Consider the following 16012-nt stretch of genomic DNA (forward strand, 5'->3'; position numbering starts at 1 on the left):
GTCGCCGGCGGCCGTTCCCCCGTCCCCATCGCCGATACCCCATATGGCACGGGGAAACGTATACCACGATAGTCGACCAACGGCCGATCGATGGCGCTTACCCGGTCCGCCCTCGAGGCCGCCGTCGCCGACTACCGCGAGGAAGAACCCTTCTATCCGGTCGAGCGCGAGGGAATCGAGACACTTCCCAGCGCGTTCCGGACCGGCGAGTTCGGCTGGCGGGACGCCGCGTGGGTCGTTCGCTGGTACTACCGGCGGTCGCTCGGCGCGATCCCGAACGCCGAGCGGCGCCGGCACGAGGACGCTTTCGAACGGAACGCGTTCGACGACGTTCGCGACGCGATCGTCGCCGCCGCGACCGCGATCGATCGGGACGATCGCTCATCCGCCATCGCAGAACCGGTCGACCGACTGACCGCGCTCGAGGGCGTCGACGTTCCGGTCGCCTCGGCGTTCCTGTTTTTCGGTGCGCCGGTGTGCTGCATCGTCGTCGGCGAACGCGAGTGGGAGACATTGCGAACGCACGGCCACCTCGAGCGCCCCTACCCGGAGTCGCCGTCGCTCGCGGACTACCGGACGTATCTCGACCGCTGTCGGTCACTGGCCGAGCGCTTCGATCGTGACATGTGGTGGCTGTACCGGGGGCTCTGGCGACTCGGGCAGGGCGATGGGGACGGAACGTAGCCGAGAAATCCGGTTTCGAGACGGAACCGCACGTCGAGGGCCGACGACGGGTCACCGCGGTCCCAGTTCCGGTTCCGGCCCCGGCGCCGGGGCCGGTACCGGCACTGGCGTCGGCACTGCAGTCGGGAACCCGCCGTCGATGATTCGGTCGACGATTCCTCCACGATGCCGGTCTTCGCTGTTCTCCTCGTCGTCACCCGACGGGGACGGGAAGTCCGGGATGTGTGGCACGAACCTTCGACCTCCAGGCGGAGCTACGCCCTCGAGCGGAATAAAATCCGTGTCGGCTCCTGAGTGCTGGCAACGCCGTCGACCGTTCGTGACCGGTTACGCCACCGAACGGCCGACGGTCGGCGGCGGTCGCACTGCCCCCTTCGTCATGAGCGGGGGATCCGAACGTTCGAAGTGGGTCCCCGGAAACGGCTCACTCGAGGTACCCCAGCCCACGGAGCTGTTCGGCGATCTCCTCGAACTCCGCCTCCGTGAGTTCGCCCTCTTTCTGGTGCTGGATGACGATGCTGCGCAGCAGGAAGCGAACGAGGTCGCTCGTGCTCTGGAAGCTCGTCCCCTCGATCGTGTCCTCGACGCGGTCGGCGAGTTCCTTCGGGATCGAAACCGTGGTGTATTCGGTCATACTGGATGGTCCGTCGCGGTCACCAAAGACGTGTCGACGACCGTGCACGACCCCAAACCGGTGACCCCCGGACGGCCGCCGCCGCTCGAGCGCCTTCGTAGCGGTTTTTATAGCGGCCTGTCAAATGGAGGCTATGGGAGTCCGGCCACCATCGAACGGAGACGACGACGAACCCGAGAGCGTCGAGTTCGGCATCGCCGCAGTCGACGCCCGCCTGAAGGACGCTGATCTCTCGTTTCCAGCCACCAGGGACGACGTCGCCGCCGAACTCGGCACCGCACGCATCCCCTACGACGTCCACGGCAACGACGTCTCGCTGGGCGAAATGTTAGCGGAAGTCGACTCGGAGGAGTTTCGCTCGCGCCAGCAACTGCTGAACGAACTGCACGAACCGTTCGAGGAATACCGTCGGCAGAACTCCGGCGGCGTCTTTCAGCAGATGCGCTCGATGCTTCCGTTCTGAGTTATCCGCGGCCGCCGTCGGCTTCGGTCTCCGTCTCGATCTCGGCGTCGGGTCGACCCTCTTCCGACTCGCGGTCCTGCCGACCACCGCTCTCGGCTGCCGTCGACTTTTTCGTGATCCGCTCGAGGCGACGGCGCTGTTCGCGGTGTAAGGTGACGAGCAGGTCCGAGAGCACGCCGAACATGAGCAACTGGACGCCAAGCAGGATGCCTGCCGCGGAGACGAGCGCCAGGATTTCGTGGCCGATCCCGTACTGCACCCACTCCCAGACGACGTAGGCCGCGATGAGCGCGCCAGTAACGATACCCGTGACCCCGAGGCTGCCGAAATAAAAGAGCGGGTTGTTGGTCTTGGCCAGCGAGTACAGCGCCAGGATGATCGTTCCGCCGTCTTTCACGGGGTGAAGGTTCGTCTCGGAGTCCTCCGGTCGGGCACTGTAGCTGATCGGGACGACCGTCGTGTCGACACCGTGTTTCACACACTCGACGGCGAGTTCGGTCTCGATCGTAAAGCCGTCAGAATCGAGCGAGAGGCGTTCGAAGGAGTCGACCGTAAACGCCCGGTAGCCCGAGAGGATGTCCTCGTAGTCGGCTCCGTGGATGAACCGGAACGAGCGATTGATCAGCCGGTTCCCGACGCCGTTCAGGGCCTTCATCGCGTCGTCGTCCATATCTGCGAACCGGTTACCGATCACGTGCTCGTAGCCGCGGGACAGCGGCTCGAGCATCCGCTCGGCGTCCGCGGGGTCGTACGTGCCGTCACCGTCGAGCATCAGGACGTAAGGGACGTCGATGTACTCGACGGCCTCGCGGACGGCCTGGCCCTTCCCGTCGCCTGACTGGACGAGTACCTGTGCGCCGCGGTCGCGGGCGATCTCCTGGGTGTCGTCCTCGGAGCCGCCGTCGACGACGACGACGTTCCCGTAGCCCTCCTCGTGGAAGCCGTCGATCACGTCGCCGATCGTCGCCGCCTCGTCGAGGGTCGGAATGAGGACGCACACCTCGTCGGACGCGATCTCGCGCGTCGTCCCGGTATCGCTCATGGCGATGACCTCCCCACCGCCGTCGCGATCCGCGTGCGCGAGCGTCCCGTCATTCTCCATCGGCAGTCACTCTCTCGTCGGGGCGCAAAAGGTTACTGAAAGCTGTCGTGGGGTCGAACGACGGCTTCCGAACTATGACGACGCTATCCGTGCAGCCACATACACATGAGGACGAAGACGATCAGCAACCGAGAGGCTGTCTACGAGCGCCTGTGTGCACGGAAGCGGGACGATGAGAGTTTCATCGACCTTCTTGATCAGCTGCTCGACGCGTCCGACTCTGGCTGGAGGGCGAGTACGGAGCGCTTTCGAGGACGACGTAGCGGGAGTCGAGGAGATCATCGCTCGGGTACGGGCCGAATCCGGCAGGGGACAGGTTGATCGGCAACGCGACGGGCTCGAGGCGTTCGGCGATCTGACCGACGAGGAAACGGACGACGGGTAAGCTGCTGGATGCGACGCTTTGATACATCAAGACGTCGCTCGACGACATTTTTGTGTATGAGAGCAGACATCTACCACGTGAGCAAGAACATCGTTATCTCGGACGACGTTTACCGGAGACTAAAACGGGAGCAGGGGGACCAGAGTTTCAGTGACGTCATTCGAGACCACCTTGAGGAAGGACGACGGCTCGCCGACGTTACGGGTGAGGGAGTTCTCGACCAGGAAACGCACAGCACCGTCGAGGCCGACGTTCGGGAACTGAGTCGTAGAACGCGCTCGAGGTTCGACGACGAGCGATGAAACGCTGTGATTGTCGTTACCAGGTCAGCCCCTCGTACACCTCGAGGGCATCCCGATCGACGTCGATCCGTCGCCCGTCGACGAGCACCCGCCGGGCCATCCCGTCGAACTCGCCATCGAGGTCGTCGAACTCCGGCCAGTCGGTGGCGACGACGGCCCCGTCGGCCCCCTCGAGGGCAGCCTCCGCGGAGTCGGCGAACTCGAGGTCGGTGTCGGGGTACTTCTCGCGGACGTTCTCCGTGGCGACGGGATCGTAGGCGACGATCGACGCGCCTCGGTTCTCGAGGTGCTCGAGGACGTCCAGCGCGCGGGACTTCCGAACGTCGTCCGTGCCCGGCTTGAACGAGAGTCCGAGGACGGCGATGCGGGCTCCCTCGAGGTCGACGTGATCGGCCAGCAGGGAGACGAGTCGACGCGGCTGCTCGTCGTTGACCGCGACGACGGCGTCCAGCAGTTCGGGTTCGTACCCCTGCTCGCGAGCGCCCGCCCGGAGCGCGGCGACGTCCTTCGGGAAGCAGGACCCGCCCCAGCCAAGCCCCGAGCGCATGAACCGCTCCGAGATGCGATCGTCGAGGCCGACCGCCTCGAGTACCTCGTAGGCGTCCGCGCCGTACTCCTTGGCGATGTTCCCGAGTTCGTTGACCAGCGAGACCTTCGACGCGAGGAAGGCATTGTTCGCGTACTTGATGAGCTCCGCCTCGCGGACGTCGGTCTCGACGAGGTGAGTGCCCTCGTTCGCGAGAATTGGGGCGTAGAGGTCGCGGAGGGTGGTCGCTGCGGCGTCGGTTCTGGTTCCGAGGACGACCTTGTCCGGCTCGAGGAAGTCACCCACCGCGGTTCCCATGCGGAGGAACTCGGGGTTCATCGCGACCTCGATCCCCTCGCCGATCGGGGTGCCCGATTCGTCGGCGAGGATCGGTGCGACGACCTCCTCCGTAGTGCCGGGGAGGACCGTACTCTTGACCACGACGAGGTGATCGTCGTCCTTCTCGGCCAGCGCCTCGCCGAGCATCTCCGCGCCGGCCCGCATCGGGGCGAGTTCGAGGCTGCCGTCCTCGCTCTGGGGCGTGGGCAGACAGAGCAGCGTGACGTCCGTCTCGCGTGCTTCGGCGTAGTCCGTCGTCGCGCGAAGCGAGTCGCCCGCGTGTTCGGCGATGCGGGGCTCGAGGCCCGACTCGTGGATCGGGGCCTCCCCCGCGTTGATCGTTTCGACGATTTCTTCGTCGATCTCGACGTTGACGACGTCGTGGCCGAGGTCGGCGAGGCAGGCGGCGACCGTGGTGCCGACGTACCCGCTGCCGACGATGGAGACGTTCATACGGGATGCGAGGACCGGTCGGCGTTAGTCGTTTTTGGTTGGTACCCACCGTTTCGCCGTAGGTCAAACCTGTCTGGGTTGGCGGTCTCGAGTTCTCCTCGCTCTCCCCTTTCTGTTTGCTTCTCGAGTCGTTTTCTTCGATCTCGATCTTCGGGGTAGCTGATGTCGATCCGTTAGCCACCTCCGGATCGCGTCGATTGTCCGACTGGACTGAATCAGCGGGTCAATTGCATCTGGGAGTTCGTACTCGCCGTGGGCGCTGGGTTTGCCAGGCGACTGGCATGGAATACCGCTGGCGCGAATGTGTAGAAGCCAGTCATCTCGAGGGCGAAAGTCGGGCTGTCCGGTTTCTGCCTTACTGCGAGGATTTTGCCGTATTCGTTGGTGAGGACGCCGTACCGTAACGCTTCCTCGTGCGGGACTTCTTCGACGAGGAACGCGGCGTCAGCACGCTCTTTTCGGTGGGGTTTGTCACGTCACGCAAATCGCCCGGACGACTTATCCCTCGAATCAGCATGCAGTCGTCCACGTCGGGTTCGGCCTGCAGAACCACCTGGGCGAGCTCGAGTTGTTCGCACTGGCGAACATACGTGATCGGGACGTCCTCGCCCTCGTCGTCGTATCACTCGATGATCCGTTCCTTCCGATACGCGACGGTGGAAGCAGAGGCACCGATCTCGAGCATGTTGCTGGAGACGTTCCCGATGACAGGTGGCCGTCGACCTCGAGGAGTACTTTGGGTTTGTTTCGGTGGGGGCAGAGTGGGTATCATGGTAAATACGGCGAAACTGGGAAATCACATGCTTTCGAGATATAATCCTACCAATACATATCAAATACGGGAGGTAGCCGCCAGCCAGTATCTCGTAATAATGCCAATACTTTATCCCGTTCAAATCGTATTGGTGCCGTATGGGACTAGTTAAAAAAGGAATACATACCTATCGAGAAAACGGCCTTCTAAATACGGTAGAAAAATCGACATCATTTATTCGATCACATCCCCACTACTTACACCACGCCATCACAAACTTGGCGTTTCGGTTGCGGTACGGCGAAGGAACGGATGTTATGGCAAAAGACTGGGACAATCTATTACTGTTGGACGCATGTCGATATGATATATTTTCCGATGAAAATAATATTGACGGAGATCTTCAGTCGGTTATTTCTCATGGCTCCTCAAGCCTTGAATTTATTGAGGAGAACTTCGCGAATGAGGATCTCCACGACACGGTGTATGTAACTGCTAATACGTATTACGATGTCCTTGATGATGATGTTTTCCACGCCGTAATAACCTGCTTTGATCACTGGGATGAGGAATTGATGACTGTCCCTCCCGGTGGTGTCGTGGAAACAGCGCTCAAGGCTCACGAGCAATATCCCCAAAAGCGTTTGATCATACACTTCATGCAGCCACACGCTCCGTACATCGGTGAAAAGGGGCGAGAATTGCGGGAACGATTGAGCCGTCAAATAAACATAACAGGAATGACACTAGAGCGGGCTCAAAAAGACTCCCGTACAGAGACAGAGAACTCGCCCCGGACTGTCCAAACGATAGAAGCCCCTACAGTCGACGGGTTGGATGTTTCTGATACTGAAATAAGAGAGGCATACACAGAAAACCTAAATGTGGTTCTGTCCCACGTGAAAGAATTATTACCCCAACTAACTGGAAAGACAGTGATTAGTGCGGACCATGGAGAGTTACTAGGAGAACGTGTGTTTCCCCTGTATCGGAAACGATATGAACACCCGACTTATCTCCACGTTCCGGAACTATGTATTGTTCCTTGGTTAGTGATAGAGGGGGACGAAAGAAAATATGTCAATCCAGAACCCCCTGAACGATATGATTCGATGCGGCAGGAAGAGCTGGATGAAAAATTGGAAGCCCTTGGATACAGATAGCACATCCTTATCATGTGATGTTTGGAAGGCCATCTTGGGTCTATGTGATCAACCTGGATTCGGACTAACGACTATAGCAACGCCTCCATCAGTCGTTTCTCAAGGTTTTTGTTCCTCAGCGAAAAAAGCATGATATGAGTGATTTGCCGAACGTTCTCTTGGTGATTTTAGATAGCGCTCGAGCCAAGAACATGGGGGTGTACGGTTATGACCGTGAGACGACTCCGTTTTTGGACGGATTTGCGGAAGCGGCGACTCTCTATCAGCAACCACGTTCCCCGAGCATTCACAGCATCGCGAGCCACGTGAGTATGTTTACTGGATATCACGTAGAGGAACATCGGGCGATACACCACGATTCGCAAATTGATTTAGAGGAGACCATCTGGAGAGAATTAAGCGGCGACCACGATTACAGTACCGGACTGTTCACACCGAATCGCATAATCTCGCATGCGTCTAACTTAGCGGAGGCGTTCGAGTTCACCGAGATAGCTGACGTTCAGACTTCGCATAAGCGTCGTAAAAAACTCTTCCAGGACGCGTACGGACCACGGGACACCAAAGCCCATCTTTCGGTTTTTGGTAATTTTCAGCGGAGTTTAAAAAATGACCAACCACTTCGATCTCTTTGTAACTGCGGGTGGGAAGGATTTCGCAAACTGGAAACAAAAGTAAAACGGATAGACGACAACAAAACGATTTCTGGTGACCGGTTTATCGAGCGTTTCTTGGAGTGGGAAAAGGACCAGTCCGGACAATGGGCTGCCTGTTTGAATCTTATGGACACTCACAGTCCATACCTTCCCGACCCGCAATATAATCGCTGGGGGGACAAGTCAACGCTCAAGATGCAGAACGGAAAGACGATCCCGAGTGGTGATCTGTTAACAGGGGTTCGTAGTTGGGATGAATTGCGGGCATTGGAAGCGTTGTACGATGGATCTATCTTTCAGGTTGACCAACAATTAAAAACACTTTTCAACCAATTATCAGAAGATGATGAACTGGAGAACACGCTCGTGATTGTAACGAGCGACCACGGTGAGGGTTTTGGTGAAAGAAGCAGACTTACTCCCGAAATCAAGATCCCGGGCCATAATTGGGGGATCCATGAGGTCCTTACTCATGTTCCGCTTATTGTTAAATATCCTGGTCAGAAGGACGGAAAATCCGTCTCTGAAACGGCATCACTCACGAATATTCCGGACGTGATTCGGGCCGTACTGTCTTCTTCGAGTGAGAAAGATCAATTCACAAAGGACGACCTTGTTCTGTCATCAACATATAGAATGTTAGATAAAAATACGAATAAGTTCCCAACAATTGATAATATAAATAATTTCACTGGTCCCTGGCGAGCAGTTTATGAAAATAATAAAAATGGTGTAAAAAAGTATGCTCAGCATAAAGGCCAATCGGTCACGGTATCTATTGAGTCTCCATTTGAACAGGAAGTCGTTGAAGAACATACGCCAAGACCAGTCAACGAAATATATGATGCCTTGCACCCTGCGGGAATAGGTGAGGACAATGATTCAGTTGGACTCACCGACGAACTAGAAGATCACTTGAAGGATTTGGGGTATATTCGATAATCGATGTCGAAAATCTCTTGCTATATGTGGAGCAAGTTCTCGATTCCGTTCTTTACGTTTGCTTCTTGTTAGAGTGGTGTTATTTCCGAAAATATACTCTTGAATCGTAATTCTCGTTAATAATAGGCACTTAACGGCTAATCAATCCAATTATCGATAACCAAGAGACTCGAGACGGTCGAGCACCTCTTCTTCGTCGTCGTATTCGACACTTCTATTATCTGAGGCGTTGGGGTCGTTTTCGGAGTGAGTGTACCGCGAGAGCAGTTCTTCCAGTTGTGCCCGGAGTTTGGCCGCCTGTTCGGACCGGTCCTCGACGAGATTCTCCGTCTCGTTTGGATCCGTGGTCAAATCGTACAATTGCTCGGCTGCACCATGAGGACGCTCACAGTATCGACACGCTGGATCACCGACTGCGCGCAGATACTTCCAATTCTGGGTTCTGATACCGCGGAATCGCTGTGTGTTCGCCTCTTCAAGCAAAATTGCTTCCCGGGAGTCCCACGTATCGTCACTATCTGATCCCTCAAGGAGAGGGAGAAGCGATCGACCATCTGCGTCGAATTCAGTTGGAGATCCCTTACTGTCGTCTAATACATCGAGTACGGTCGGTGCGATATCCGTAATATTGACAAGTTCGGAGACGCGATCGACCGCATCGAACGGTGGACGAACGATCAGCGGGACGCGAACCGTCGCCTCGTAGAGGCCGTGGTGCTCGAAATAAATGTCGTGCTCGCCCAGCGACTCGCCGTGGTCGGCTACTATGAGGACCAGCGTTTCCTCAAGCATCCCCCGATCGCGGAGAACGGAGAGAAGTGAGTCGATTTTCCGGTCGGCTTCGGTGGCCGCCGCGTCATACTGGGCTCGCGCGAGCGCTGTACCGATACCAACCTCGTGGCCTCGCCACTGGTCGTTGTTCTGATTGACTACGCCACCGGGTTGCAGACTGTTATAGGTGATCGATCCCGTCGGAAACCGTTCGGCAATCTCAGTTAGCGGCGTATTCTCGTATTCGAATCGTTCCAAGTATCGCTCGACGAGGTTTTCGTCGACGTCATACGGTGTATGCGTATCCATCAGGTGGACCAGTGAATAAAACCGGTCTGCGTCTTCGAGAAACGAATCGAACGCTTCGACGATTTCGTTTTCGTCGTCGCTTCCAGTTCGATCAGTGAGACTGTTATATACGCCGGAAATAACGTCTCCGATCGATGGATGGACCGAATAAAGGATGTCACTAACCGCCTTTTCCAAGGACTTGAGCCGCCAGTGAGCAGAAGTCAACTCCGGATAGCGATCGAAACCGCGACGGTGCCACCGTCCGAGTGGTCGCCCGAACGCACCGGTCGCGAATCCACGTTTATTAAGGACTGACGGTAGCGTCGATGTGTCTTCAACACGCTTTTTTTCCATCTCGCTCACATGGGATCCGTGGTTGAGTACGCCATGTGTTCGCGGATACTGACCCGTCTGAAGTGATGTTAAGGCCGGGTCGGTCGCATTCGTCGTACTGTAAGCATTCTCGAAGATTGTTCCGTCAGCAGCGAGTTCGTCAATAGTCGGTGTGACCGATCGCCCGCCGTAACTCCCGACGCGGTCGACGCGAAGCGCATCAACGACGACGACGAGGATATTCATTGTTCGACCTTACTCGAGCAACGGATTAAAATACCACGTCTCGTACCGGTATCACGATCGTGCGTTCTGCGGGTCCTTGTTGTCTGGCCGTCAGCTACTTTCATTACTGGCTTCAATATCCATCGAAAACTCTCCGTATGGTCCTCACTCGAGTACAGCAGAAAATTCGGGATCTCGGTCCTCTCGATCTGGTTCGCCGCGGATTCGATACTGCCGTCGCACCCAGACTCCTCCTTGCAAAACTGGCACTGGATACGCGAGTCCGATACCTCGATCGAGTGGCGCTCCGTCGTTCGGCTGGTGCTGATCGTCTATCCTTTGGACGTGCTGAGTCGGTCACTGTTCCATCACTTCCGGACGCGCCGGAGGATCTCAACCGAATGAGCGGCACCTACCGGTTCGATCGACCATTCGTCTGTCAACTATCGACCGCGCGGCTCCTTGGAGCCGATGCTCTCGTCGCCGCGCCAAACGGCGCGCTACTACTCGAAACATCTCTGGGTCGACGTGACCAACTCGAGCGATCGTTGCTTGCCGAACCCGAGCTCCTGGCGCGAACAATACGTGATCCGACGGCCCCGGGAGTCGCTCGCGCGGATGACGACCGGTTAGCAAACGTCTGCTCGTTCGTCGACGGCTGTCTCGGGGGCTATTCGCACTGGATCTTGAAAGGATTACCGCGCCTCGAAGGCGTTGCCAAGTGGGAACGTCAGACAGGACGCCGTGCAACGATTCTTCTCTCGGGGAATCCGCCCAGTTGGGTTCTCGAATCTCTCGAGTATTTTGGATATGGCAAGCAAGTCGCAATGTGGCAGGGCAATCGGGCGACGGTCGATGGCCTGATCGTTCCATCCATTCGCTCTCCAGAACAACCGCGGTCAGCGTACGTACACCGGTTCACCTACGATCTCGGGTACAAAATACCAGCCCCATCTGCCTGTCGTTGGCTCCGTTCTGTGGCCCGAGACGTACAAGCAGTGACGGACGAACAGTTATCGACGAGCAGGAGACGGCGGATCTATATCTCCAGAAGCGACGCCGATCGCCGAAGAGTGACCAATGAAACGAAACTCGTGGAGTCGCTATCCGAGCTCGGCTTCGAGTCGTACTCCTTGACGGATCTCTCCTTTGCTGAGCAGGTTCGACTCTTCTTCGAAGCGGAGGCTGTCGTTGCTCCCCATGGTGCCGGGTTAGCGAACCTCGTTTTTGCGGACGATTGTTCCGTACTTGAACTGTTTGGGGAGAAAATAAAGCCGACGTATCGAATGCTCTCGGCGGCGCTCGATCTCGACTACGAGTTCCTTCGCTGCGATCCAATGAGATCTGATCTCCGAGCCGATCCGACATCCGTTCGCCGATGTGTTGAGCACCAACTGGGAGAACACTGAATTCTTTGTCATTTCCGATCACTTCATGGATAAGATTGCGAAATGATATCCTGAAAATCGGGATGGACAGTCGCATCGATTTCATGAGCCCCATTAGCGATCTTCTCACGCTTTCGCTGCCATTTTCGGTGGCGTACGACGACCCGAACGGGAATCGCGTCGAGGTCAAGTATTTTTGCAATGGAGAACCGATGGTTTCCTCCCCCACAAAAGATTAGCTCACCATCTCGTCCGATACTCACACAGATTTGATCGAGCGACGTTTCGATCCGGGTATCGGCTCCGTCGTAGTTTTGGGATGGATCGTAACCGTGTTCTTTGATACTCTTGTAGAGTTGATCGATACGCTCGTATCGACGCTCGAGGTCTGAGATCGAATAGCAACCATCTGCTTCACCCTCCGTTTCGATCCGACGGCACAACTCGTCGTGGATGTCGGTTTCCTCCCATTCTTTCTCATGGCAAAACCGTTGTTCGACGGACCGATACTTGAGCGAGCGTTCGTACGGCTGGGTTTGTCGGTCCCAGTTGCCCCCCCTGATGGCTCCCGATGCGAGGTATTTGTCAATTTCACGATTTGCCATTGTGATGTTATTCGGATCGATCTCGATTAACTCGAACGGGTCCGCGAGAGCGTTGTATCCTTTAAGACACCGATAATAGGTATGGCGAGCAAAAATGAGCGAGCGAACGAGCGCAGGATGATGCGTCAGATATGCCCGCGTCGACGATATCAGTCCGTATAGTCCTCCAGCGTCGAACACTGACCGTGCTCTCGCGACGAGTGACATTATGCGGGGGTACGAACGAGTGCCGTAAATACGACTTGCTCTTCGTGTCACTTAGCCATGGAAACGTAGCCTGACGGGAATAAACCTCGCTTCACCGTATCACACCTCGAATGGGGCGGTTCGAAACAGACAGCGAAGGAAGTTTATCACCGGACGATTACGGAGTATACAACGTCTTTCATGAGGATCGGACAGACTTCATTCCTCCAGTTCATCGCCGAGATTTCTGCCTCAGCGATCGGTTTTTTCGCGACGATTTATTTCGCTCGCGTCCTCGGCGCGGAAGTTCTCGGTTACTATTCGGTTGCGCTTGCGGTCGTGACGTGGCTTGCCGTCGCCGGTCGAATCGGAATCAGCAACGCGGTCATCAAGCGGATGAGTGAAGGAGACGAACCGTTCGCATACTTCTGGGCGGGCGTCATGCTTGTCGGTTCGATTTTTCTCGTCATCGCGACCGGGGTATTCGTCTTCGGCGAACAGATTGACGCCTATGTCGGGGCGGAGGTCCACCTGCTCATCGTAGTGATGGTCTTTGGATTGTTGTGTAACAGTCTCGGAAACGCCGCATTACAGGGCCGTTATCTCGTCCACATCTATGCAGTCCTCAAGCCCCTCAAGATCGCTGGTCGGGCGGTTGTTCAGACCACGCTCGTGTTCGTCGGTTTTGGACTCACCGGCCTCTTAATCGGCTACACGAGCGGATGGGTGCTGGCCGCCGGTATCGCCTTCGTGGTTCTGACTCCCCATTTTAGGCGACCATCACGGCGACATTTCCGTCGGCTTATCGAGTTCGCGAAATACTCCTGGCTTGGTCGCGTGCAAGGGAAGACGTTCAGTGAAGCCGATATTCTCATCCTTGGGGCACTTGTCTCGAGCGGATTAGTCGGTGTCTATTCGATCGCGTGGGCACTCTGTTCATTCTTCCTTATCTTTACGCAGGCAATTAGTTCGGCGATGTTTCCCGAGATCAGCAAACTGGATGCGAAAGGGAAACGAGACAGCGTTGCGTCACTGACCAACGATGCAGTCGCTTTCGCAGGTTTCGTGTTGATTCCCGGAATAGTTGGTGGAGTACTCGTCGGTGATAGAGTCCTCGCCATCTACGGCGGGGAGTTCGTACGGGGAGAGACGGTCTTGCCAATTCTCCTCGTGGGCGCTCTGCTCTATTCGTATCTTGAACAATTCTTGAATACGCTCAGCGGGATCGATAGACCCGACATCACGTTTCGTGTCAACGGACTATTCGTTGGGGCTAATATCATCGCGAACGTTGCGCTGGTCTCTGTATTCGGATGGGTCGGTGCTGCGTTCGGAACCGCACTTTCGGCGGGTGTGAGTCTTACCGCCGCTTACGTTATGGTTCGAACACAGATCGACTTCGAGCCACCGCTCGGCGAAATCTCCCGGCAAGTGGCTGCTGCTATCGTAATGGCTGTCGCCGTATATCCACTCACTCAATTGGCCGGGCCGACCTCGGAGAGTGCCCGCGCCGCAATCGTTACCGTCGGGATCGTCGGGATAGGAGCTACAATCTACGTAATGAGTTTGCTGGCGATGTCACCGCGGTTTCGCAACGTCGTCCGGAATAACGTCCCGATCGACCTCCCAGTGCTTGTCGAACCGTAGTTCAACCGGCGACCTCGGATTCGTCAGCGGACAGTACTGACTCGTAAATATCGAGGATTCGATCCCCGATACGATCCCAGCTGACCTCTCGGACTGCGTCACGACCGTTCGATCGTCTTCCCGACTCGAGAACGGCTACGAGTTCGTCGACCAGTTCGTCTTCAGTTGTTCCGACGCCTGAAGGAGAGACGTCGCGAAGCCGTGTCCGGACATCGCCGACGTCGGTCGAAACCACTGGCAGGTTGCACGCCATCGCCTCTTTGACCGTGTTCGGCGACCCTTCGTGTCTCGAAGTCAGTAGAAGGGCGTCAGCAGCGTTCATGAAGATGGGAACGCGTTCGTGAGGGACTCCGGAGATGGTCTGTAGTTCGATTTCGTCATCAGTGGCTTCCAACCGATCCCGAGTCCGCTCGGTAACGCGTTTCGCCAGCGGGTAGTTTTTCCGCTCGTAGTCCGGTGAATACGGGAAGAGGACGTGTTTCCGGTCCGGGTCCCAACCGACCCGTTCACAGGCCTCGCGACGATCCATCGGTTCGAACCGCTCGAGGTCGATCCCGCTGGGGAGGATGTGGGCGTCTCGTCCGAGCATGTCTCGCATTTCCTCGCTTCGGACAGTTATTGCGTCGCAACGCCAGGCGCAAGCTTTCGTGACCGCACCGTCGAACCCGACGACATCCGACCCCCACAACGTGAGGACGACGGGAAGACGAAACTGGGTGATCGCGTATGGGGCGGTGAGTCCGTAGTTCGCGTGGATCAGATCGTAGTTGCCGGACCGAAGCTCCTGGCGAACTTTCGGAAGGAACTGGAGATACTCCGCGACGCCTCGACCGCTTCCCATATCGCCGTCGATCTGATCGGCACCGGGGACGACGAGGACAGTCGTATCGACGCCTTTCCGCTCGAGAGTGTCGATCTGCTGGGTGAAGAAGACCTCTTCGGACGTGACGAGATGTAACGCCTGGATGTTGGAAGTAGTGGTCATCGATCGAGATCGAGATCGAGAGTGAAACGCGATTGGGTCCCAGTCACACGTTCGCTGGTTCGCCTACGAGGGAGTCGTTCGACTGGGCCAACCCGTACAGATACCCGAACCCGACCGCAGCCGTAAAGACGAAGATCGCCGCGAGCTGCTTCGCCTTCGCCGACGACGGCTCCTCGGCGAGTCCTCGTAATCGATCGGGGACGAACTCGAGGAGCAACTGCCCCAGATATTCGTTCTTATCGCCTTTCGCTTCGGGTAACAGCAGGTCCATAATTCGCTTCGAGTACCCTTGCCAGAACGACCGACCGACAAGCCAGCGGAAGTCGCCGCGGTAGTCGAACAGCTTGTGGTGGACCACGGCGTCCGTGTTGTAGATCACGCCCTTGCCGTACTTGTTGGCGATCCGGATGCAGACCGGCGCTTCGTGGGCCTGGATGTGACGGTCGCCCTTTCGGCCGGTGTTCTCGTCGTAGCCGCCGACGTTCAGGAAGACGTCCCGCCGGTAGGAGATGTTCGACCCGTAGGTGTTGCGCAGTTCCTCCATGTGCTCGCCGAACCCGCGTTCGTCACAGCCGACGAGCCAGTAGAACTCCTCGGGGAAGAAGTCCGGTTTCTCGGTGACCCAGTCGGGGGCGACGTGTCCTCCCACGGCGATCGCGTCCGTCTCCTCGTAGACTCGAGCGAGTTCGGCTACCCAATCGGTCTCGGCGACGGCGTCGTCGTCGATGAAAGCGACGACGTCGCCGGTCGCGAGTTCGGCACCTCGAGTACGGCTGTAGGAAATTCCCTGATTTTCGTCGTTGCAGTGTACCACGACGTCCTCGAGGTTGCCGTAATCCGCTCGGACGCGGTCGAACACTGCCTCGTTGCCGTCGACGACGAGGACGATCTCGAGGGGTTCGTACGTCTGATCGAGCACGCTGTCGACGCACTCCGAGAAGACGTCGTAGCGTTCCATCGCGTAGGTGCAGATGACGACGGAGACCGAGAGGGGACCAGGGCCGGGGTCGGAGTCCGAGTCGGAGTCCGAGTCGGAAGCGGAGTCGAAGTCGGATCCGGTACCGATGCCAGTCATTGGCGCGTCATTTCCGTGAGCGGAGAATAAGCTTTTTCGTTCGCGTAGCGGCCCTGACGTCCCGCCTCGAGATATCGGTGACGGCGCTCGAACGGAATACCGC

At 57.3% G+C, this 16012-nt stretch carries 15 protein-coding genes and 1 pseudogene; 8 read left to right on the forward strand and 8 right to left on the reverse strand.

Features of this window, described 5'->3' with window-relative positions; all coding sequences use genetic code 11:
* Nucleotides 1-90 precede the first annotated feature (90 nt).
* Complete coding sequence (locus BM113_RS17395) at nucleotides 91-684, forward strand: hypothetical protein (protein WP_089789304.1); 594 nt, start codon at nucleotides 91-93, stop codon at nucleotides 682-684.
* Nucleotides 685-1108: 424 nt separating this feature from the next.
* Here BM113_RS17395 and BM113_RS17405 read toward each other — a convergent pair whose 3' ends face one another.
* Nucleotides 1109-1318, reverse strand: coding sequence for a ribbon-helix-helix domain-containing protein (locus BM113_RS17405; protein WP_007143200.1), 210 nt, complete (start codon nucleotides 1316-1318; stop codon nucleotides 1109-1111).
* Nucleotides 1319-1451: 133 nt separating this feature from the next.
* On the opposite strand from BM113_RS17405, the gene BM113_RS17410 reads away from it, so the two are divergent.
* Nucleotides 1452-1781, forward strand: a complete 330-nt coding sequence (locus BM113_RS17410; protein WP_089789306.1) for a DUF5789 family protein — start codon at nucleotides 1452-1454, stop codon at nucleotides 1779-1781.
* Nucleotide 1782: 1 nt separating this feature from the next.
* Here BM113_RS17410 and aglJ read toward each other — a convergent pair whose 3' ends face one another.
* Complete coding sequence (gene aglJ, locus BM113_RS17415; protein WP_089789307.1) at nucleotides 1783-2883, reverse strand: S-layer glycoprotein N-glycosyltransferase AglJ; 1101 nt, start codon at nucleotides 2881-2883, stop codon at nucleotides 1783-1785.
* 105 nt (nucleotides 2884-2988) lie between these two features.
* On the opposite strand from aglJ, the gene BM113_RS17420 reads away from it, so the two are divergent.
* Together BM113_RS17420 and BM113_RS17425 are read left to right on the forward strand one after the other, a co-directional pair.
* Complete coding sequence (locus tag BM113_RS17420) at nucleotides 2989-3204, forward strand: antitoxin VapB family protein (RefSeq protein ID WP_089789308.1); 216 nt, start codon at nucleotides 2989-2991, stop codon at nucleotides 3202-3204.
* Between the two features lie 141 nt (nucleotides 3205-3345).
* Nucleotides 3346-3570, forward strand: coding sequence for an antitoxin VapB family protein (locus tag BM113_RS17425; protein ID WP_089789414.1), 225 nt, complete (start codon nucleotides 3346-3348; stop codon nucleotides 3568-3570).
* A 16-nt stretch (nucleotides 3571-3586) separates the two neighbouring features.
* Here BM113_RS17425 and aglM read toward each other — a convergent pair whose 3' ends face one another.
* Both aglM and BM113_RS17435 read right to left on the reverse strand, forming a co-directional pair.
* Nucleotides 3587-4888, reverse strand: a complete 1302-nt coding sequence (gene aglM / locus BM113_RS17430; RefSeq protein ID WP_089789309.1) for a UDP-glucose 6-dehydrogenase AglM — start codon at nucleotides 4886-4888, stop codon at nucleotides 3587-3589.
* Nucleotides 4885-5635, reverse strand: a pseudogene (locus tag BM113_RS17435) (sugar phosphate nucleotidyltransferase); the annotation flags it as partial. The gene aglM and the pseudogene BM113_RS17435, both read right to left, overlap by 4 nt.
* Before the next feature lie 165 nt (nucleotides 5636-5800).
* Between BM113_RS17435 and BM113_RS22415 the strand changes: the two are divergent.
* Both BM113_RS22415 and BM113_RS17445 read left to right on the forward strand, forming a co-directional pair.
* A complete protein-coding gene (locus BM113_RS22415; protein WP_177209205.1) occupies nucleotides 5801-6805 on the forward strand; it encodes a hypothetical protein in 1005 nt (334 codons plus the stop codon).
* Nucleotides 6806-6939: 134 nt separating this feature from the next.
* The gene (locus BM113_RS17445; protein WP_089789311.1) at nucleotides 6940-8403 is read left to right on the forward strand and encodes a sulfatase-like hydrolase/transferase; all 1464 of its coding nucleotides are present in this window, start codon (nucleotides 6940-6942) and stop codon (nucleotides 8401-8403) included.
* Between the two features lie 150 nt (nucleotides 8404-8553).
* On the opposite strand, the gene BM113_RS17450 is transcribed toward BM113_RS17445, so the two are convergent.
* The gene (locus tag BM113_RS17450; protein ID WP_089789312.1) at nucleotides 8554-10044 is read right to left on the reverse strand and encodes a sulfatase family protein; all 1491 of its coding nucleotides are present in this window, start codon (nucleotides 10042-10044) and stop codon (nucleotides 8554-8556) included.
* A gap of 380 nt (nucleotides 10045-10424) precedes the next feature.
* Here BM113_RS17450 and BM113_RS17455 point away from each other — a divergent pair, with 380 nt between their 5' ends.
* Complete coding sequence (locus tag BM113_RS17455; RefSeq protein ID WP_143095856.1) at nucleotides 10425-11432, forward strand: glycosyltransferase family 61 protein; 1008 nt, start codon at nucleotides 10425-10427, stop codon at nucleotides 11430-11432.
* Nucleotides 11433-11455: 23 nt separating this feature from the next.
* On the opposite strand, the gene BM113_RS17460 is transcribed toward BM113_RS17455, so the two are convergent.
* Nucleotides 11456-12223 (reverse strand): hypothetical protein, encoded by a 768-nt coding sequence (locus tag BM113_RS17460; RefSeq protein ID WP_238593381.1) that lies wholly within the window; start codon nucleotides 12221-12223, stop codon nucleotides 11456-11458.
* A 180-nt stretch (nucleotides 12224-12403) separates the two neighbouring features.
* Here BM113_RS17460 and BM113_RS17465 point away from each other — a divergent pair, with 180 nt between their 5' ends.
* On the forward strand, nucleotides 12404-13849 hold the full coding sequence (locus BM113_RS17465) for a lipopolysaccharide biosynthesis protein (protein ID WP_007143209.1): 1446 nt from the start codon (nucleotides 12404-12406) through the stop codon (nucleotides 13847-13849).
* Between the two features lies 1 nt (nucleotide 13850).
* Here BM113_RS17465 and BM113_RS17470 read toward each other — a convergent pair whose 3' ends face one another.
* Together BM113_RS17470 and aglG are read right to left on the reverse strand one after the other, a co-directional pair.
* On the reverse strand, nucleotides 13851-14834 hold the full coding sequence (locus BM113_RS17470; RefSeq protein ID WP_089789313.1) for a glycosyltransferase: 984 nt from the start codon (nucleotides 14832-14834) through the stop codon (nucleotides 13851-13853).
* A 43-nt stretch (nucleotides 14835-14877) separates the two neighbouring features.
* Nucleotides 14878-15909: a glucosyl-dolichyl phosphate glucuronosyltransferase gene (aglG, locus tag BM113_RS17475; RefSeq protein WP_089789314.1), complete on the reverse strand. Its 1032-nt coding sequence runs from the start codon at nucleotides 15907-15909 to the stop codon at nucleotides 14878-14880.
* Nucleotides 15910-16012 lie beyond the last annotated feature (103 nt).

Origin of the sequence: Natronobacterium haloterrestre (genome assembly GCF_900112205.1) — an archaeon.
GTDB classification, from domain to species: domain Archaea; phylum Halobacteriota; class Halobacteria; order Halobacteriales; family Natrialbaceae; genus Natronobacterium; species Natronobacterium haloterrestre.